The following is a 17,016-nucleotide window of genomic DNA, read 5'->3' as shown; positions in this document are numbered from 1 at the left end:
CTCCCGAAAGCGCGTTTCGGGAAAAACAGGTAAATGCCGGGCTTCTATTTCAGCATCCGGGCGCTCTTGTCCGCCCCCTAACTTTAGCGGATGGACATTAGAACGGCCGCGCCGGGACTTCGCCCGCAGGCGCTAACCCGGCAGTACCTGCAAGCCCTCGACCAGCACATGGGCGAACTGCGCGCCGGCGACGCGCAGCACGCGTTGGAGATACGCGACTTCGCCGCGCTGCTGCACGTACACCCAACGCACCTGAGCAATACCATCAAGGAAGTGACGGGCCGCAGCACCTGCGCCCATTACGAGGAAAGACTGCTGGCGCTGGCTAAGGAGCTGCTTGCGGACACTGCCCGCAGCATTGGCGATGTCGCGCGCCAGCTGACCTACGACCCCAGCAATTTCACCAAGTTCTTCAAAGCTTTCGCCGGCATGACGCCGAAAGAATGGCGCAAACGAACACTTGCCGGCTGAGTTGCCAGGTGCCGCTCCGGATTCTGAAACTGTCACCATTTTTACTGAAGCAGTCACCATTTTCTGCTGCTGCCGGCATCTAGTTTTGTGCCTTCAAAAAATAGTTTATGAGCAATAGCAAGATCGCCCTCGTTACCGGCGGAAGCCGCGGCCTGGGCAAAGACATGGCGCTGAGCATCGCCGGTAAAGGCCTCGATGTGATCGTCACCTACCGCAGCGAAGCCGGCGGCGCCGAAGACACGGTGCAGCAGATCGAAGCGCTTGGCCGCAAGGCGGCTTCACTCCCGCTCGACCTATCTGTTGCCGGAGCCGCCACTGCTTTTGCAGGCGAGCTGGAGCGGCTGCTGCGGGAGCGCTTCGAAAGCCGTAAGATCGACTTCCTGGTAAACAATGCCGGCATTGGCGGTACGCTGCCCTTTGGCACCGTTACCGAAGCGCAGTTCGACGAGTTCCTGAACGTGCATTTCAAAGGTGTGTATTTCCTGACGCAAACGCTGCTTCCGCAGCTCAACGACGGAGGTGGTATTATCAACATCTCCACCGGCACTACACGCTTCGTCAACCCGGGCTATTCCGTGTATGCTTCTATGAAAGGAGCGATCGAAGTGTTTACCCGCTACCTCGCCAAAGAGCTCGGCCCGAAAGGCATCCGCGCCAACGTGGTGGCGCCCGGCCCGATCGAAACCGACTTCAACAACGCGGCGATACGCAACAATCCGCAGCTCAAGGAGCGGCTATCTGCGATGACGCCGCTGGGCCGGGTTGGCGTGGCCGAAGACGTTGGCCCGGTGGTAGCCTTCCTCTGCACCGAAGATGCCCGCTGGGTGAACGCGCAGCGGATCGAAGTGAGTGGCGGGATCAATGCGTAATAATCAAGAAGTAGTCTGCTGCTAACATCTTTTGCGAAAGTGTAAGTGTTCTCCTACCTATAGGGAGCCGCCATTCGGATAGCTTCAAGAGAATTACTTTGTTTAAAGAAAAAGAGGAGCGATTGTTCCTCTTTTTCTTCTGATTAATTACGGCAGATCGACTTTTTGAAACCAGGTAGATGTCTTTGCTCCCGTAAGGCCCATCGCTTCGACAAAAACAAGCAGCATTGATTTTGGAAAGAAGATGGTGCGCGCTCCGTTGATCGCAGCATAGCTTTTCACTCCGCTCCGCTCCAATGCCTGCGGCGAAGCGACCGACAGTTTTTCGAGATCTACGCTGGCGAAATAGTTTTTGGTGCTGATCGCCCCATCCACCACGGTACCGGTAAGATAAAGCTGGTTTCCGTAGCGCTTCCAGCCTGTTGATCCTCCCAGGGCCTGCGGAGGTGTAAAGTACTTTCCAAGTGCCACTGCTCCGATCGGCCGCAGGCTCTTATCGAATGCCTGCAACACGGCCGCATCGGTTACCGAGCTGCTGCGATAGCCATCGCCCGTGCTGTAGTATATTTCGGAAAGAGCAAAAAGCGTATCCCCTTTCTCAAACAGTCCTTCCGGCAGCAGCGACCCGATATTCTTATGAAGCTTCGGACTCGAAACGGAAAACGAAACCGGCGTCGGATGCAGCTGATCGGAGAAAGCACGATTCAGTTCCTGGACCGAATAACTTGCTTTCATCGCGCGAAAGTCAAATCGGCTGATAAGAAGGTTCGCCTCCCGGGTAACAGAACCGTAGTTGGCGCTGGCAAGCAACTGCTCGTCGTCAGCACCTTTTCTGATCAGGCAACTTGCCGAACGTCCGGCTTTTGCATCCGGCAGCGTAAGCACGAGGCGGCCGTCAGCAGCGCCCGAGCTGGTATAGCGATAAGCAACTAACTGATCGCCGGCAAAAAAACCAAGAATGAATTTCCCGCTTTTGGCTTGATGAATGTGTAATAATTCAGACTGCTTCAGGCCCGGGAATGCCAACTCGGTTCTTCCCGAAATTGCAAGATTGGCATCGAGATTAAGCGCCTCTATCTTAGAAGTATTATTAATATCTTCCCATTGAAAACGTCGGATCTTATTTGCTTCAGTTTCGCGTACGATCAGGGCCTGAAAAACACCCTCGTCATCTTTGAGAACCTGAAGATCCAGCAGATTACTTTCCTCGCCGGACTTTACAATTGAGTTTTCCCGGAGAATGCGGCCGGAGCGGGCATCGATAAGCATCGCCTTCAGCTCGCGGTCGTATTCATTCCCCTTTTTAGGAGGAAAATAAAACGCAAGAATATGCTCGCCAAGCCGGCTCAGGTGCATCAGGCGCCCATCAACAGGCGTGCTCCATAATACACGCCCATCCTGGTTTACCTTACAAACTCCTGTTTTAAGATCGTAAAGGTCCTGGGCAAGAGCTACTTCATTCTCGCCGACCTGCACCATCCATGCCCTGGGGTCGAGCATATAGCCAATGGTACTTTCTTTGGATTTGCTTGTGGTACGGAGTGATGCAATCGACCATTTCATTTCAGCTCCCGGAGGAAAAGCTTTTTGCGCAAAGAGCGAGGCCGGAAATGTGTAGGCGAGCACGAGTAACGATAAGCGAAGGTTCATTGCAGTTCTGGTTTGACTAAGCAATGTAGATTATTATCTTCGATCTGTGGCGCTGAAATCAGACCCCGAAATCAAAGGCTTCCCTGTAGACGGGCAAACCCGCTGCATCCATTATCACTCGGAGCGCGATATCATCGCCATCCGCTTCAAATGCTGCGATGAGTATTACCCGTGCATTCACTGCCACGAAGAAGCTGCAGGGCACGCAGTGGAACGCTGGCCCGAAAGTGAGCGAAACCGCAAAGCCATTCTGTGCGGCGCCTGCAAGACCGAGCTTAGCATCCACGAATACTTCGGGTGCAACTACCATTGCCCGCATTGCGGCGCGGCTTTCAACCCGGGCTGCCGCAACCACAATCACTTTTATTTCGAAGGCGACTGATGCCTGTTTAGTTTGAGGTGCAGCCGGAGCGCGCTTTTTGCCGGCACAAACAGGTAAGGGCACAGGGCTTGCGGCTCGTCGCGGAAAACCTTTTGGCAACCACAAAAAGGCGGCTCCCCTGGGGTCAAGACAGATAGTGTAAAAAACCGACAGGCGATCCGTCATTTTGCACCGTTGATACGTAGCGGCCCCGGAACTCAGCAGGGACGGGTATTTTTGCGGCAAAGAAAACACCATGCGCCTCCTGCTCCCACTGCTTCTTGCCACAACGATTGCCGCAGCGCAAAAGCCCCGTGCCCGCGCCCTCGGCGTGCCCTTCGACGGAACGCCGGGCAAGAATAATGCGATCACCGATGTGCCGGGCGTGGAGGTTGGCTACAAGACGCTGATCAGCGGGAAGGGCGGCAAGGGCGACCCGGCCGTGCGCACAGGCGTCACCGTGATCCTTCCGCGCGGAAAAAGCATCGAGCCCTGGACGGGAGGCTGGTTTTGCCTCAACGGCGATGGTGAGATGACCGGTACTACCGTGATCGACGAATACGGCCTCGGCTACGGACCGATTGGCCTTACCAACACCAACAGCGTCGGTACGGTGCGCGATGCCATCGGCCAGTGGAGCGTGCGGCGCTTTTCGAAGGGCGGCATCGTCGACTTTTCCTTCGGCCTGCCCGTGGTGGCTGAAACCTTTGACGGGATCCTCAACGATATCAACGGTTTTCATGTGAAGACCGAGCACGTATGGTCGGCCCTCGACAGCGCCCGTGGCGGCGCGGTAGCGGAAGGCAATGTGGGCGGCGGCACCGGTATGTCGCTCTTTGGCTTCAAGGGCGGCAACGGCACATCGTCGCGGGTGGTTCGGATCGACTCGGCGCGCTACACGATAGGTGTGTTCGTACAGGCCAATTTCGGCGGGCGCGACGACCTGCTGATCGCCGGGATCCCGGTGGGCCGCGAGATCACCGATTTAAAGCCCGTATATAATACAAAGCCCAAAGACGGCTCCATCATCGTAGTGGTGGCCACCGACGCCCCGCTGCTGCCTTCGTATGTAAAGCTCCTGGCAAAGCGCGCAGCCCTCGGCGTGGCCCGCACCGGCGGCATGGCTTATAACTCCTCCGGCGATATTTTTCTTGCCTTCAGTACCCAGGCCCCGGCTGAAAATGAAAAAGAGGCGCTGACCAGCTGGAGCTCCCTGCCCAAGGAGCGGCTCGACGGGCTGTACCGCGCTGTGGTCACCGCTACCGAAGAAGCCATCATCAATGCCCTGGTGGGCGCTGAAACGATGGAAGGCGTCAACGGCAACAAGAACTACGCCCTGCCGCACGACCGGCTGCGGGAGATCCTGAAGAAATACAACCGGATAAAGATGTAAGATCTCCGATATCTGATTTAGGTTAAAGGAAGGATCGCATAGCGATCCTTCCTTTTTGCGTGCGCCAGCCAAATCAGATATCGGACATCGGAGATCGACAGATTCCCTCCTGTGGTATTGCTTTTGCTGTGCTGCGTTCAAAAAACTGAACTATGGACAAGCGTTCCTGGATTCCCATCCTCCTTATCCTGGCCCTGGCTTCGATCGGCTATGCTATTTACCGCTCCGCTGCCGAGCGTGTGATCATTACGGAAGGCAACCGCCAGACGATTTACGGCGAGCCTCAGAATGGCCTTGTGCTGGGACTGATCCTGCTGGGCGGCATTTGCCTGCTGGCCTCTGTCTGGCTTTCTACCGCGCGCGACACCCACACCGTTACCCGGGTGGAAGAGGGTCCCATTGCCAATTTCCGCCGCTGATTCGAGGGCTTTACCAGCCGGTAGGGCAAAAGTAACCGTTCATCCATACTATTCGGCTTTCTGTACTACTTTGTATTGCATAGTACCTTGCAGGATGCCATCTTTGTGTTGTCAATCATATCCAAAGACACTCAAAATAAATAGTCATGAAAACGATTCTTTTTGCCCTCAGCATCTTCGCCGCCTCGATCTGCAACAGCGCCCGCGCTGCCGAAACCATCGAAAACCCGCAGGCCCTTGCCGCTTTCACCGCCCAGTTCGGTAAAGCCACCGGTGCACAGTGGACCGAAACCGGCGCCTTTTACCAGGTGCGCTTTACCCTCGACGGGGTGGTATCCAACGCCTGGTACGATGCCGAAGGTTCCCTGGTAGCCCTCACCCGCAAGCAGTCGGTAGAAAGCCTGCCGGCCAGCCTGCGGGCCGCCCTCGACCTGAAACAGCGCTGGGTATCCGACCTCACCGAGCTGGAAACCGAAAGCGGGATCACCTGGTTCATCACCCTCGAGGATGCCGACCACAAGGTGGTACTCGAGTCGTCGGCCGGCGCCCGTCGCTGGGTTCGTTTCGACCAGAGCTCCAAACTGTAGATAGTCGTTTTTATTATAAAACCTCCCGCAAAGGCGGGAGGTTTTTCGTCTTTCAGAAAAAACGGCTAAAAGGCCCGCCAATTCAGGAAAAAGAAGGGCCCGCGTAATTAAAGTTGCTTAGATTTACGCTTCAATCACTTTACAATATTTCATATGAAACTCTTTGTAGCCGGCTTGCCGTATGATATGGATGATGCGGAGCTGACGGAAATCTTCGAAAAGTTCGGACCCCTGAACTCGGCAAAGGTGGCCATCGATAAGGAAACCGGCAAGAGCCGTGGGTTTGGATTTGTGGACATGCAGAACGACCAGGACGGCCTCGACGCCATCGAACACCTGAAAGACATTGCATTTGGCAAAAAACAATTGGTAGTGAAGCAAGCCGAAGAGCGCGGACCCGGTGGTGGCGGCGGCGGCAGCTATGGCGGCGGTGGCGGCTATGGCGGTAACCGCGGCGGCGGTGGTGGTTACGGCGGCGGTGGCAACCGCGGCGGTGGCGGCTACGGCGGCAATCGTGGTGGCGGCGGCGGCTATGGCGGCGGCGGCGGTAATCGCGATCGCGGTGACCGTGGCGGTTATGGCGGCGGCAACAGCGGCGGCGGCGGTAACTACGGTGGCGGCGGACGTCGCTACTGACCTCAACCCCGGCCCCTCTCCAAGGGGAGAGAGGTGACTCCCGGGAATATTTTTACTGTTTCGAACAGTCTCTCGTTTGATCCTAATATTAAGAGCGGATGCTTATGGCATCCGCTCTTTTCTTTTGAAGTACAATCAGCGTAAAGTATCGAAGTGCAAGTAAAGTACAACAGGGGTAACCCCGATCCTCAAGAAGAGGAGCCTGGGTGAGGTCTACTTCATCGGCCCCGAAGCCGTCATCGGCTCGGCACTTTTCTGGTGCGCGCTTACCACCAGCACTTTCTCGCTGTCGTGCTGGATGGCTACGGAGCGTCCGTCGTTGAAAGCAGTGAAGTCGCCCGTGAGCTCGTGCGAGGTCACTACGAGGTGATCCTTCTGCCGCTTGATGGTGAGGTAGTGAAAGGCCGGCTTGTAATCCGGTGCCGTATCGTTCATCTCTTCGCTGCTCGGGCGCAGGGGCTGGTGAATGCCGCCGCCGCCGCCGATGACCATGAAGTCTTTACCGCTGATATGAAAATGCTCGTAGTTATGCGAGTGCCCCGACAGGAAAAGCCGGCACTTCGGTGTTTCCAGGAAGTCTTTTACAAAACGCTGCTGCACCGCGTGGCTCGCGCCCACGATCTTGCTGTTGGTGTAGGGCGAATGATGGCAGCCTACGACAATGTATTGCACACCCGGGTCGGCGTTCAGACTTTTCAGGGTGTCGGCATACCACTCCAGCTGCCTGCGGTCTTCCTCTTCCGTAAGATTTTTGAAATTGGAATTCAGCAGCACTACCGCCACCGAATCAACGATCTGTACATAACCGGTACGAACATGCTCGGGGAAGCGTTCCTGGAACTTGCGCTCGCCGGCGACCGGGCGCCCCATCACCTCGTGGTTGCCGAGAATGGCATGTACCTGCACTCCTTCTCCGCGGAGCGACGTGAGGTAGCGGTCCATCGGGCGCCATTGGGCATTGCTATAGCCCAGGTTCACCACATCGCCCAGCAGGAAGAGCGCGCCGGGCTTACGGCGGCAGAGGTCGTTGAACAGCAGGCGCGTCGCTGTGCGGTTGTTGTTGGCCTTCAGCCAAAGGGTTTCCACCCACATCGGCGCCTGCGTATCGCTGGCAAAGGCGATCTCGGTGCTGTCGCAGGCGTGCGTCTTTTCGTTTTCGTTGGATACAATCACAGTTTGTGCTTTTACGGAGCTCATGGCGACAAGCACGAACAGGAACAGGACGGTTGTTTTCAGGATCATAGGAAGGCAAGCTTTGAATCTCCAATCTTTATAACCCGGACCCGGGGAGGCCTTTAACAGATTATAAATTATTCAGATCCTAAAACTAGGATTTCCGATGGTATCGCCTCCCGGCTGAGTTACCTTTTAACAAGCGTTGTTCCTGCTTTTAACAGGCTCCTTACACAAACAGGCAAAGGAAATACCACAAACCGGGCGGTGCTCCGGCAACTCAACCCCGCAGGCGGCGCCTCAGCCGCCGGCTTGTCGGGTTCATACAAGGCACCGACAGTACCCCGAGCTTCCGGGGTACCTTAGCATCCGATCGCATTTCTCCACGCGCACCCGCGCAAAAAGCCAAACATGAAGCACGTGATCATCATCGGTGCCGGCTTTGGCGGCCTTCGCCTTGCCCGCCGCCTGCAGCAGCACCCCGACTTCCGCATTACACTGGTTGACAAACTCAACCACCACCAGTTTCAACCCCTCTTCTACCAGGTAGCCACAGCCGGTCTCGACCCGAGCAATATCTCCTTCCCGCTCCGGAAAGTATTTCGCAAAAGCAGCCGCGTGCAGGTGCTGCTGGCCTCCCTGCAGGAGGTGCTGGCGGAGGAGAACCGTATTATTACGGATGCCGGCATGCTGCGCTACGACTACCTGGTACTGGCCACCGGCTGCCGTACCAATTTCTTCGGCAACCGAAGCCTGGAGCGCTATGCCTACCCGATGAAAAGCACGGTGGAAGCGCTCAACATCCGGCACGCCATCATCGAAAACCTGGAGCTGGCCACGCAGACGCCCGACGCCGGAGAGCGGCAGCGCCTGCTCAACATCATCATCGCCGGTGCAGGACCTACGGGCGTAGAGCTGAGCGGCACCCTGGCCGAGATGAAGGCACGGATCCTCCCAAAGGATTTTCCCGAGCTCGATTTTTCGCAGATGAATATCTACCTGCTGGAAGGCTCCGACAAAACGCTGGGCGCCATGAGCGCCCGCAGCAGTACCCGCAGCCGGCAATACCTGGAGACCCTGGGCGTAACCGTGCGCACCAACACGCGGGTAACCGATTATGACGGCGACGAGGTCACACTCGACGATGGCGGCCGCCTGCCTGCCGCCCTGCTGATCTGGGCTGCGGGGATCGAAGGCAACATTCCCGCCGGCATTCCCCAATGTGCCATCACCCGCTCGCGGCGCATCCGCACCGACCGGCAGCACCGCGTGCCGGGCTTCGACAACCTCTTCGCCATCGGCGACCTGGCCTATATGGAATCGCCCAACTACCCGAACGGCGCGCCCCAGGTGTGCGCCGTTGCCATCCGGCATGCCGACAGCCTCGCGCAAAACTTCATAGAGCGGCAGCGCATCGGCGGCAAGCCCAAAGACTTCGAGTATACCGAACCCGGCACGATGGCCACGGTGGGCCGCAACAAAGCCGTTGTGGATCATTTCCCCTTCCGCAACGCGCACTTCGGCGGCTTCGCGGCCTGGGTGGCCTGGATGGGTTTTCACCTGCTGCAGCTCATCGGGGTGAAAAACAAGGTGCAGGTATTCGTCAACTGGGTGTTTCACTATTTCACGTACGACCAGAGCCTGCGACTTCTGTTCAAGGGAACGTACCGGCCGCGGCGGCGACGCGCGGCCAAAGAGCTCGTATAAAGCCATTACCTTTGCGGCCCTCCAAAACGCAACACCGCTCATGATCGCCCTGCTCGGCTACCTCGCTACCCTCTTTCTCGCCCTCTCCCTCATCGTCAGCAACGACCTGCAGTTCCGCTGGTTCAATACCCTCGGCTGCCTTGCCTTTATCGTATACGGATCGATGATCGGGGCCTTCCCGGTAATCCTGACCAACACGCTCCTGCTGGTCATCAACGTGTACCACCTGGTGAAGGTGTACCGCTACCGCGCCGAGGAAGACTTCGACCTCATCCCCTACGGTGCCGGCGACCCGCTCGTGCGCAAGTTCCTCGCCTTCTACGGAAAGGATGTGGAAGACTATTTTCCCAACTACCGCGAAGGCGGCGGCGAAAACCTCCGCTACTTCGTGCTCCGCGATATGGCCATCGCCAACGTATTTGCCGCTTCGGTAGAAGACGGTGGTACGCTCACCGTGCACCTCAACTACACCGTGCCCAAGTACCGCGACTATAAAGTGGGCCGCTTCCTTTTCGACAAGGGCCGCAGCTTCCTGGAGCGGCAGAACGTGCGCCGCATCGTATACGAGCAGGTGAGCAACGACAACCACGCGCAGTTTCTCCAGAAAATGGGCTTCGTAAAAGAAGGGAGCCGCTACGTCAAACACCTCGGGTAAAGATGGCACGCGCTTTTCGGTAAGAATCAAAAAGCAGCTATGCCGGAAAAACAATACGAGGCCGCACGCAACAATGAGCAGTCGCCCGCACCGGGCTTCGCGTCGGTGAATACGCACAACCCCAGCGAAGAAGACGAGCAGCGCGTGCAAACGACGCAGCAGGAACGCCACCCGCGTTCGAAAGACGACAGCCCGCTGCCACGGCCCGAAGCTGCCGAAGGCAGTGAAGGGAATGGCTGATGTCTGATGTGGGATGTCTGATTTTGGTTTTAGATCCGAGATTCAGAGATCCGGGATGGCAAGATCTTCTTCATCCCTCTTTTCTGATAAACGCCCGTATCGCCTCGACTAACGTATCGATCTCCTTATAGGTATTGTAAAAGGCGAAGGATACGCGCGCCAGCCCCGGCACGCCCAGGTGCCGCATCAGCGGCTGCGCCGTCAGCTCGCCGGCGCGTATGGCAATGTTCCACTCTTTATCGAGGTAGCGCTCGAGTTTCTTTACATCCAGTCCGGCGAGTTCAAAAGACAGGAGCGGCTCCTTTTCGGGCGCCGTGCCGTGAATCACCAGGCGGTCGATAGCCCCGAGCTTTCCGGTGGCATAACGGAGCAAGGCCTGTTCGTACTTCGATGATTTGTGCATGTCGAGCTCCTGCAGGTAGTCGACCAGCGTGCCGGTGGCGATGATGTCGGCAAAGGGCTGCGTGCCGCCCTCGAATTTGTTGGGTGCATCTGCGTAGGTGCAGCCGTCAAAACGAACATCTTTCGTCATCTCGCCGCCGCCGACAAGAGGTGCCAGCTCGTTGAGCCGCTCTTCCTTCCCGTAGAGTACGCCCACGCCGGTGGGTGATCCCATTTTATGGCAGGAGAAAACATAGAAGTCGCAGCCGAGCTCCTGCATATCGATCGGCATATGCGGTGCCGCCTGCGCACCGTCTACCACCAGGATGCAGTCGTGCCGCTTCGCGAGGGCGGCAATCTCCTTTACCGGGAAGATGGTACCGAGCACATGCGACGAATGCGATACGCTGATGACGCGGGTGCGCGGTCCGATGCCGCTTTCGAGCGCGTCCAGGTCGAGCTCGCCGGAAGCCGTTATGGGTGCCACCTTGAGCAAGGCGCCCGTGATCTGGCCCGCCATCAGCCAGGGAACAATGTTGGCATGGTGCTCCAGCTGCGACACAATCATTTCGTCGCCCTCTTCCAGCAGCGTCTGCGCAAGGCCGTTGGCAATGATGTTTATGCCTTCGGTGCAGCCCTTTGTAAACACGATCTCTTTCTCGCTGGCAGCGCCGATCATCTTTGCCATCTTTTTCCGCGCTTCATCTCTGAGTTTCGTCGTGTGCTCACTGAAATGGTGCACCTCTTCGGGCTTGGCGTATTCCGAACTATAATATTTGTGTATCCGGTCGATCACCACTTTCGGCTTGTGGGTGGACGCGGCGCTGTCGAGGTAGATCAGCGGCTTGTCGTTCACATAATGGCTCAGCATCGGGATGCCCGCCCGTATGCGCTCAATGTCCAGTCCAAAAGTTTCCTGCTCCATCCTTTTTCGTTTCGCTACCAGCAACAAAAACCATGCGCCCGACAGGCAGGGCGACCCTCAACTTATGACCTTACGGTCATCCACACGTTCCCGGAAAAATCGTTTACGGCTTGTGCAATCCGGTACACCGCTTCATCTCAGTTGAAAACCGGGATATGCGAAAACGGCTTTTCCTCGACCCGCGCGCCTTCCAGGCGGGCTTCCAACTGTTCTTCCTGTGTTTCGGCCTTCTTGTTTTGAAGTGGGACATCGACGGGGGCCACCTCCTGGCTTCTGTCGGCGGCTGCCTCCTCTTTCAATACGCCTTTGAATGCATGCGCCAGGCCAGGTGGATCCCGCCGGTACGCGAGTTCCGGCATTGGGGCTTCAGCGTGCTTATCAGCGCCTTAAGCCTTTGCCTGCTGCTGCGCACCAACGGCTGGACCACGAGCCTGCTTGCCGCGGCGCTGACGGTGGCTTCCAAGTACCTGTTTCGCTACGGCGGCCGCCACCTGTTCAACCCCTCGGCCTTCGGCATTATGGCCACGCTCCTGCTCACCGGCAATGCCTGGCTGTCGCCGGGGCAATGGGGCAGCGGCGCCCTGCTCTTCCTGCTTATCCTGACGCTCGGCACCATCGTGGTAACCCGCGTGCAACACCTCGACGTGAGCCTTGCCTTTCTTGCTGGCTACGCGGGGCTTATGGCCTGGCGGCAGCTCTGGGTGCTGGGTTGGCCGCCCGATCACTTTGTACATACACTGTGTACGGGCTCGCTGCTCCTCTTCACCTTCTTTATGATCTCCGACCCACGCACGGCGCCGGCACACCCGCTGGCCCGCATCGCCTGGGGCTTTGGCATCGGCGCGCTCGCCTTCTACCTCGCCGCCTTCAAGTGGTGGTACAACACCCCGCTGACCGTGCTGGTGCTGGCGGCACCGCTGGTGCCCTTGCTCAACCGCCTCCTGCCCAAAGACCGTTTTACATGGAAAGATTCGCTCATCACATTTCCCTCATTTATTAAACCGGACAAACATGCTGCACAACCTTAGAAAACCCATTGCCGCCTTTTTGCTGCTCGTGCTGGGCGCCGAGCCCGCACTCGCCTTCTGCGGCTTTTATGTAAGCAAGGCCGATGGCACCCTGAAGAACAAGACCTCGCAGGTCATCCTGGTGCACGACGGCGACCGCAACGTCATCACGATGTACAACGACTTCAAGGGCAATACCCGCGACTTCGCCATGGTGGTACCGGTGCCCGTAGTTCTACGGAAAGACGATATCCGCGTGATCGAACCCGCGGTCTTCAGCACGCTCAACGATTACAGCAAGCCGCGGCTGGTGGAATACTACGACGGCAACCCCTGCGCCCGGGTGATGTACGACGTTGCACTGGAGAAGAGGGAAGTGCCGCAGCCGATGAGCACTACCGCAGCCAAAGACCTCGGCGTGCGCATTGAAGCGAAATACCTGGTGGGCGAATACGACATCCTCATCCTGAGCGCGAAGCAGTCGTCGGGACTGCGCACCTGGCTTACACAAAACGGCTACCACATCCCGGCCGGCGCCGACGAAGTGCTGGAACCCTATATCAGGAGTAACCTCAAGTTCTTCGTGGTGAAGGTGAACGAGGCCGAGAAAGAAAAGCTTGCCGGCAACTTCCTGCGTCCCATCCAGATCTCTTTCCGCTCCCCGAAGTTCATGCTCCCCATCCGCCTCGGCATGGCCAATGGCGACGGCGACCAGGACCTGCTCGTTTATGCCTTTACACGCCGCGGGCGCGTTGAGTGCACCAACTACCGCACCGTGGCCATGCCCACCGGGCAGGAGTTGCCGCTCTTTGTGCAGAAAGACTTCGGTCGCTTTTACGGCAACACCTTCACCCACACCTGGCAACGCGAGGGGCAGGCGGTGAGCCTGCTGGAATATGCCTGGGATGTGAGCCCGCACAACTATGTAAAATGCGATCCCTGCGTGGCGGAGGCGCCGTCGGCGCAAGACCTGGTGCAGGCCGGCGTGTGGTGGCTTAATGAAAACGGCTCCGCCGACAATGTGTTCTTCACCCGCCTGCATTACCGCTACAACCGGCGTGCGTTTCCGCAGGATCTTGTTTTCCAGGAAACACCCAATACCGCCGCCTACCAGGCGCGCTACGTGATCACGCACCCGGCCAGCGGCGAACGCGATTGCCCCGAGTGGAAGGCCTACCGGAACAAGCTGCGCGAACGGCGCCAGCGCGAGCTCCGCAACCTGCACGCACTTTCGGGCGAAAGCTATAAGGCCTGGGCGCGAGCCGACCTGCCCGAAACCGGCATCGACCGCTCCTGCAGCTATGCCCAGGTAGACCGCCTGCCGCCCGACGGCGACCCCGGCCGCGAATGGTGGCTGCTCGGAGGACTGTGCGTGGGAGCCATACTGACGGCCTGGGGCACGCGCCGCGAAGTTTAGACGCGGGCGTAGGCAACAATGCGGCGCACCATCTTGTGGAGAGAAGGAAAATCGAATGGCTTTACAAAGAGATCGGTGTTGTATGCAGCGGCGAACAGCTTCTCACTCGCCTGGCTGCCGGTGGAAAATAGTACAACCGGGAGCGTGCTGAAGATCGGGTGCTGCTTGAGCAGGCGCAGCGTTTCGCGCCCGTTGAGCACGGGCATGTTGACATCCAGAATGATCAGGCTGGGAAAACACACGGCGCGCTCCAGGTAGTGCAGCAGTTCGGCACCGTTGCTGAAGGTCATCAACCGGAAGCCTTCGATATCAGCGAAGGCTTCCTGCATCAGCAGGATGTCATCTGCGTCGTCTTCGACATAGATGATGAACTTATCCGTAGTCATTACAGGATCGTTTTGGCAGTAGAATTTTTGAAAGACCGGAACAGGTGTACGGGTGACGACCAAGCTGGTAATAAAGACGTGCGGTACCCGAAAGCTACTTCATAAGCTGTTCAAAAAACGCAGGCAGGACGGGCTTTGCAGCAGATTAGGGGTTGCCCCTTAGCACAAAATGTGACGCGTACACATTGCCCGAATCCCGTGTAAACCGTCAGAGCGGCTTGTCTTTTTCGGGGGTGGTGCCGGGCTGCTTCCCGTCTTCTTTGGGTGGCTGGATGTCGTTCTCCTTCTGGATCTTTTCCTGCACTTTGCGCGCCTTTTTGCGGAGGATGGGAAACTCCATCGGGCTGTGGCGCGGCCGCTCGTCGCCCAGCAGCACGCCCCACTGGCGCATGCTTTCCGTGCGGTCGAAAATGATCTTGAGCACCGCAATCACGGGCAGCGACAGGAACATCCCGGAAACACCCGCCAGGGCGCCCCCGATGATCACCCCTACGATGGTGGCCAGCGCGTTGATCTTGACCTTGGAGCCGACGATGCGCGGCATCAGGATGTTGTTGTCGAGAAATTGCACAAAAGCAATGGTGCCCAGCACCATGAAGATCGGCCCGATCTCGCTCGATGAAGAAAGCGTGATGAGCACGCCGATGATATTGCCCACCAGCGCGCCTATATAAGGAATCAGGTTGAGCAGCGCGAAGATGGCGCCGATGAGAATGGCGTGCTTGATGCCGAACACCATCAGGATGCCGCCAAGCAGCACCGTTATATAGGTGATCTGGATGGCCAGGCCCACGAGGTAGCTTTTGATGATGATCTCCGACTCGCGCATCGCTTCTTCCACCTTCGCGTGCGCCGGCTCGGGAAACCACAGGAACACGAAGCGGAGCAGCAGGTTTTTGTAGAAAAGCATCAGGAAGATATAGATCGGCAACAGGCCCACGAAAATGAAGATGCCCGTGAGCGAGGCGGCCGCCCCGCCGGCGATGCCCGACACCCAGTTCATGAGCTTGTCGTTCTGCTGGTCGAGGAAGGCCGCCTGCCTTTGCGCGGAGTAATTGAATTTCGTTGCTACCCAGCGGCTCAGCGAGTCGAGGTGATGCCGCACGTTTTGCTTGATGGTGGGGAAGTCGGCCACCAGTTGCGTGATCTGGGAGGAGAAGAACCACACGAGCCCGGCCACCACCAGGATGAGTACCAGCAGCGACAGGCCGATGGCAAGACTTTCAGGCAGCTTCCTGCGGCGCAGGAAGCGGTAGATCGGCAGCAGCATAATGGCGAGAAAAAAGGCCATCAGCAGGGGCGAGATGATGTCGCGACCGGCGAGGATGATCATTCCGAGAAAGTAAAGACCCATCAACTCGAGGGCGCGGCGAACGGTCAGGGGCATAGTCCCGCTAATTTAGCCTGCGCACCTGACAAAACCGGACCACCCCCGGCCCCGTGGCACAGGTATTGCCTCCCTAGCCGAAAATATTGAAATGAAAAAGATCCTGCTGGGCGCCCTCGTATGCGCCGCCGTTGCCGGCATTGTAGCCTATGCCATCAGCCCCGAGAAAGTAAACGAGTCGCTCGCCGACCTGAAGAAGAAAGCCGAAGACCTGCTCGGCCAGGCCCGCGAAGGCGCCGAAACGATGCGGGACGAGGCCGGCACCGCCATGGGCTGATTGCGCTCTGTCATTGCGGCGAAGAAGTACCGGCCAGGCAAAACCGCCATTGCGGGATAGCGAAGCCGTACCCGAAGTACCGCCATTGCGAAGGACGTAACGAAGTGAAGGTCCGAAGCAATCTCCCCATCTATGGGACCACTCCCCTGCTTCGGTATAGAGCAGTGCCATAGCTGTGGGGATTGCTTCGCTCCACTGCGTTTCGCCCGCAATGACGGCCTGAAAAAACCCGTTTTAACATTCCCGAATCAAACCCTTTCTCCTCAATCCCGTCTTTTGGATGAAGCCGATGGTTTCATTTTAAAATGCACCCAATGAAAAAAATAGTATTTCTCCTGATGCTCTTTCTGCCGCTCGCTTACTCCTGCGGCTCGGCCAGCAAGCTGAACTATGTACTCACCGAGCAGGATGCTGCCGACGCCATCCGCCAGCTGCTCCAGATCGGCACGCGCGAAGGCAGCGTGGGCAACGCATTCAGCAAGCAGAACATCATCAACACCGTTTTCCCCGAAAACGTAGCCAAGGTGCTCAACACCCTCAACAACCTGGGGCTTAGCCAGGACCTCGACCGCTTTACCACCACCCTCAGCAGCGCCGCCACCACCTCGGTGGAGCGCTCGGTGCCGGTGTTTGCCAACGCCATCACGGGTATGCGCCTGGGTGATGCCATCAACCTGGTGCGGAGCGGCAGCCCCACGGCGGCCACCGACTTCCTGAAGGCCAACACGCAAACGCAGCTGCGCAGCACCCTGACGCCGGTGATGGCCGCGGCCCTCGACGAGTACAAGCTCAACGCCATGTGGGCCGACCTGATCAAGCCGATCAAGAACACGGGCGTGGGCAGCCGCCTCAACCTCGACCTCAACAACCTGATGGCCATCGCCGTTACCGACGCCATGTTCCGCAAGATGGCCGAGAAGGAAACCGAGATCCGCAACAACGCCTCGGCCCGCACCACCCCGCTCCTGCAGCGTGTGTTCGGAAGCCGCTAATGCAATTGATGATTTAGAATCGCAACGCCTCCCGTCACGGGAGGCGTTGTTGTTGCAGCCCCCGGCCGGCATCCTTCGCGCCG

The 17,016-nt window shown here is 57.9% G+C and carries 19 protein-coding genes; 14 read left to right on the top strand and 5 right to left on the bottom strand.

The genetic code is table 11. From position 1 onward, the window contains the following. The first annotated feature begins 90 nt into the window (after positions 1-90). Positions 91-471, top strand: coding sequence for a helix-turn-helix domain-containing protein (locus EPD60_RS13915; protein WP_131450130.1), 381 nt, complete (start codon positions 91-93; stop codon positions 469-471). A gap of 107 nt (positions 472-578) precedes the next feature. Then, on the top strand, positions 579-1,340 hold the full coding sequence (locus tag EPD60_RS13910) for an SDR family NAD(P)-dependent oxidoreductase (protein WP_131450129.1): 762 nt from the start codon (positions 579-581) through the stop codon (positions 1,338-1,340). Between the two features lie 147 nt (positions 1,341-1,487). On the opposite strand, the gene EPD60_RS13905 is transcribed toward EPD60_RS13910, so the two are convergent. Next, entirely contained in the window at positions 1,488-2,990 is a 1,503-nt protein-coding gene (locus EPD60_RS13905) for a hypothetical protein (RefSeq protein ID WP_131450128.1), read from the bottom strand. 46 nt (positions 2,991-3,036) lie between these two features. Between EPD60_RS13905 and EPD60_RS13900 the strand changes: the two genes are divergently transcribed. From EPD60_RS13900 to EPD60_RS13880, 5 genes are all read left to right on the top strand, one after another. Then, positions 3,037-3,372, top strand: coding sequence for a CHY zinc finger protein (locus EPD60_RS13900; RefSeq protein WP_207896674.1), 336 nt, complete (start codon positions 3,037-3,039; stop codon positions 3,370-3,372). A gap of 235 nt (positions 3,373-3,607) precedes the next feature. After that, positions 3,608-4,744 (top strand): DmpA family aminopeptidase, encoded by a 1,137-nt coding sequence (locus EPD60_RS13895; RefSeq protein ID WP_131450127.1) that lies wholly within the window; start codon positions 3,608-3,610, stop codon positions 4,742-4,744. A 152-nt stretch (positions 4,745-4,896) separates the two neighbouring features. Further along, on the top strand, positions 4,897-5,163 hold the full coding sequence (locus tag EPD60_RS13890; RefSeq protein WP_131450126.1) for a hypothetical protein: 267 nt from the start codon (positions 4,897-4,899) through the stop codon (positions 5,161-5,163). Between the two features lie 146 nt (positions 5,164-5,309). Then, a complete protein-coding gene (locus EPD60_RS13885; RefSeq protein ID WP_131450125.1) occupies positions 5,310-5,750 on the top strand; it encodes a hypothetical protein in 441 nt (146 codons plus the stop codon). A 153-nt stretch (positions 5,751-5,903) separates the two neighbouring features. Continuing rightward, positions 5,904-6,386 (top strand): RNA recognition motif domain-containing protein, encoded by a 483-nt coding sequence (locus tag EPD60_RS13880; protein ID WP_131450124.1) that lies wholly within the window; start codon positions 5,904-5,906, stop codon positions 6,384-6,386. A 213-nt stretch (positions 6,387-6,599) separates the two neighbouring features. Here the strand turns inward: EPD60_RS13880 and EPD60_RS13875 are convergent, their stop codons facing one another. After that, positions 6,600-7,628, bottom strand: a complete 1,029-nt coding sequence (locus EPD60_RS13875) for a metallophosphoesterase family protein (RefSeq protein ID WP_207896671.1) — start codon at positions 7,626-7,628, stop codon at positions 6,600-6,602. A 342-nt stretch (positions 7,629-7,970) separates the two neighbouring features. Between EPD60_RS13875 and EPD60_RS13870 the strand changes: the two genes are divergently transcribed. From EPD60_RS13870 to EPD60_RS13860, 3 genes are read left to right on the top strand one after another with little or no spacing between them, the layout of a single operon-like run. Continuing rightward, the gene (locus tag EPD60_RS13870) at positions 7,971-9,266 is read left to right on the top strand and encodes an NAD(P)/FAD-dependent oxidoreductase (protein ID WP_131450123.1); all 1,296 of its coding nucleotides are present in this window, start codon (positions 7,971-7,973) and stop codon (positions 9,264-9,266) included. A gap of 40 nt (positions 9,267-9,306) precedes the next feature. Then, entirely contained in the window at positions 9,307-9,921 is a 615-nt protein-coding gene (locus EPD60_RS13865; protein ID WP_131450122.1) for an N-acetyltransferase, read from the top strand. 39 nt (positions 9,922-9,960) lie between these two features. After that, positions 9,961-10,161 (top strand): hypothetical protein, encoded by a 201-nt coding sequence (locus tag EPD60_RS13860; protein ID WP_131450121.1) that lies wholly within the window; start codon positions 9,961-9,963, stop codon positions 10,159-10,161. A gap of 70 nt (positions 10,162-10,231) precedes the next feature. On the opposite strand, the gene EPD60_RS13855 is transcribed toward EPD60_RS13860, so the two are convergent. Beyond that, a complete protein-coding gene (locus EPD60_RS13855; RefSeq protein ID WP_131450120.1) occupies positions 10,232-11,467 on the bottom strand; it encodes an aminotransferase class V-fold PLP-dependent enzyme in 1,236 nt (411 codons plus the stop codon). 155 nt (positions 11,468-11,622) lie between these two features. Between EPD60_RS13855 and EPD60_RS13850 the strand changes: the two genes are divergently transcribed. Together EPD60_RS13850 and EPD60_RS13845 are read left to right on the top strand one after the other, a co-directional pair. After that, complete coding sequence (locus EPD60_RS13850) at positions 11,623-12,495, top strand: RnfABCDGE type electron transport complex subunit D (RefSeq protein ID WP_131450119.1); 873 nt, start codon at positions 11,623-11,625, stop codon at positions 12,493-12,495. After that, complete coding sequence (locus tag EPD60_RS13845) at positions 12,479-13,891, top strand: DUF2330 domain-containing protein (RefSeq protein ID WP_131450118.1); 1,413 nt, start codon at positions 12,479-12,481, stop codon at positions 13,889-13,891. The genes EPD60_RS13850 and EPD60_RS13845 overlap by 17 nt, the downstream gene beginning before the upstream one ends. Here EPD60_RS13845 and EPD60_RS13840 read toward each other — a convergent pair. Both EPD60_RS13840 and EPD60_RS13835 read right to left on the bottom strand, forming a co-directional pair. Next, positions 13,888-14,277 carry a response regulator gene (locus tag EPD60_RS13840; protein WP_131450117.1) on the bottom strand — a complete coding sequence of 130 codons (390 nt, stop codon included), beginning with the start codon at positions 14,275-14,277 and terminating at the stop codon, positions 13,888-13,890. The genes EPD60_RS13845 and EPD60_RS13840 overlap by 4 nt on opposite strands. Before the next feature lie 208 nt (positions 14,278-14,485). Then, positions 14,486-15,664, bottom strand: a complete 1,179-nt coding sequence (locus EPD60_RS13835; RefSeq protein WP_131450116.1) for an AI-2E family transporter — start codon at positions 15,662-15,664, stop codon at positions 14,486-14,488. A 91-nt stretch (positions 15,665-15,755) separates the two neighbouring features. On the opposite strand from EPD60_RS13835, the gene EPD60_RS13830 reads away from it, so the two are divergent. Both EPD60_RS13830 and EPD60_RS13825 read left to right on the top strand, forming a co-directional pair. Then, positions 15,756-15,941: a YtxH domain-containing protein gene (locus tag EPD60_RS13830; protein ID WP_131450115.1), complete on the top strand. Its 186-nt coding sequence runs from the start codon at positions 15,756-15,758 to the stop codon at positions 15,939-15,941. Between the two features lie 314 nt (positions 15,942-16,255). Then, positions 16,256-16,933, top strand: a complete 678-nt coding sequence (locus EPD60_RS13825) for a DUF4197 domain-containing protein (RefSeq protein ID WP_165871550.1) — start codon at positions 16,256-16,258, stop codon at positions 16,931-16,933. The last annotated feature ends 83 nt before the right edge of the window (positions 16,934-17,016 follow it).

Source organism: Flaviaestuariibacter flavus (assembly GCF_004337505.1).
Taxonomy (GTDB): domain Bacteria; phylum Bacteroidota; class Bacteroidia; order Chitinophagales; family Chitinophagaceae; genus Flavisolibacter; species Flavisolibacter flavus.
Note: the sequence above shows the minus strand (reverse complement) of the source record. Positions and strands in the feature narration are given on the sequence as shown.

Coding starts and splice junctions, on each gene's coding strand:
- EPD60_RS13885 (WP_131450125.1), top strand. CDS start 5,310: ATGAAAACGATTCTTTTTGCCCTCAGCATCTTCGCCGCCTCGATCTGC.
- EPD60_RS13915 (WP_131450130.1), top strand. CDS start 91: ATGGACATTAGAACGGCCGCGCCGGGACTTCGCCCGCAGGCGCTAACC.
- EPD60_RS13905 (WP_131450128.1), bottom strand. CDS start 2,990: ATGAACCTTCGCTTATCGTTACTCGTGCTCGCCTACACATTTCCGGCC.
- EPD60_RS13850 (WP_131450119.1), top strand. CDS start 11,623: ATGCGAAAACGGCTTTTCCTCGACCCGCGCGCCTTCCAGGCGGGCTTC.
- EPD60_RS13865 (WP_131450122.1), top strand. CDS start 9,307: ATGATCGCCCTGCTCGGCTACCTCGCTACCCTCTTTCTCGCCCTCTCC.
- EPD60_RS13845 (WP_131450118.1), top strand. CDS start 12,479: ATGCTGCACAACCTTAGAAAACCCATTGCCGCCTTTTTGCTGCTCGTG.
- EPD60_RS13835 (WP_131450116.1), bottom strand. CDS start 15,664: ATGCCCCTGACCGTTCGCCGCGCCCTCGAGTTGATGGGTCTTTACTTT.
- EPD60_RS13855 (WP_131450120.1), bottom strand. CDS start 11,467: ATGGAGCAGGAAACTTTTGGACTGGACATTGAGCGCATACGGGCGGGC.
- EPD60_RS13890 (WP_131450126.1), top strand. CDS start 4,897: ATGGACAAGCGTTCCTGGATTCCCATCCTCCTTATCCTGGCCCTGGCT.
- EPD60_RS13825 (WP_165871550.1), top strand. CDS start 16,256: ATGAAAAAAATAGTATTTCTCCTGATGCTCTTTCTGCCGCTCGCTTAC.
- EPD60_RS13840 (WP_131450117.1), bottom strand. CDS start 14,277: ATGACTACGGATAAGTTCATCATCTATGTCGAAGACGACGCAGATGAC.
- EPD60_RS13910 (WP_131450129.1), top strand. CDS start 579: ATGAGCAATAGCAAGATCGCCCTCGTTACCGGCGGAAGCCGCGGCCTG.
- EPD60_RS13875 (WP_207896671.1), bottom strand. CDS start 7,628: ATGATCCTGAAAACAACCGTCCTGTTCCTGTTCGTGCTTGTCGCCATG.
- EPD60_RS13895 (WP_131450127.1), top strand. CDS start 3,608: ATGCGCCTCCTGCTCCCACTGCTTCTTGCCACAACGATTGCCGCAGCG.
- EPD60_RS13830 (WP_131450115.1), top strand. CDS start 15,756: ATGAAAAAGATCCTGCTGGGCGCCCTCGTATGCGCCGCCGTTGCCGGC.
- EPD60_RS13880 (WP_131450124.1), top strand. CDS start 5,904: ATGAAACTCTTTGTAGCCGGCTTGCCGTATGATATGGATGATGCGGAG.
- EPD60_RS13860 (WP_131450121.1), top strand. CDS start 9,961: ATGCCGGAAAAACAATACGAGGCCGCACGCAACAATGAGCAGTCGCCC.
- EPD60_RS13870 (WP_131450123.1), top strand. CDS start 7,971: ATGAAGCACGTGATCATCATCGGTGCCGGCTTTGGCGGCCTTCGCCTT.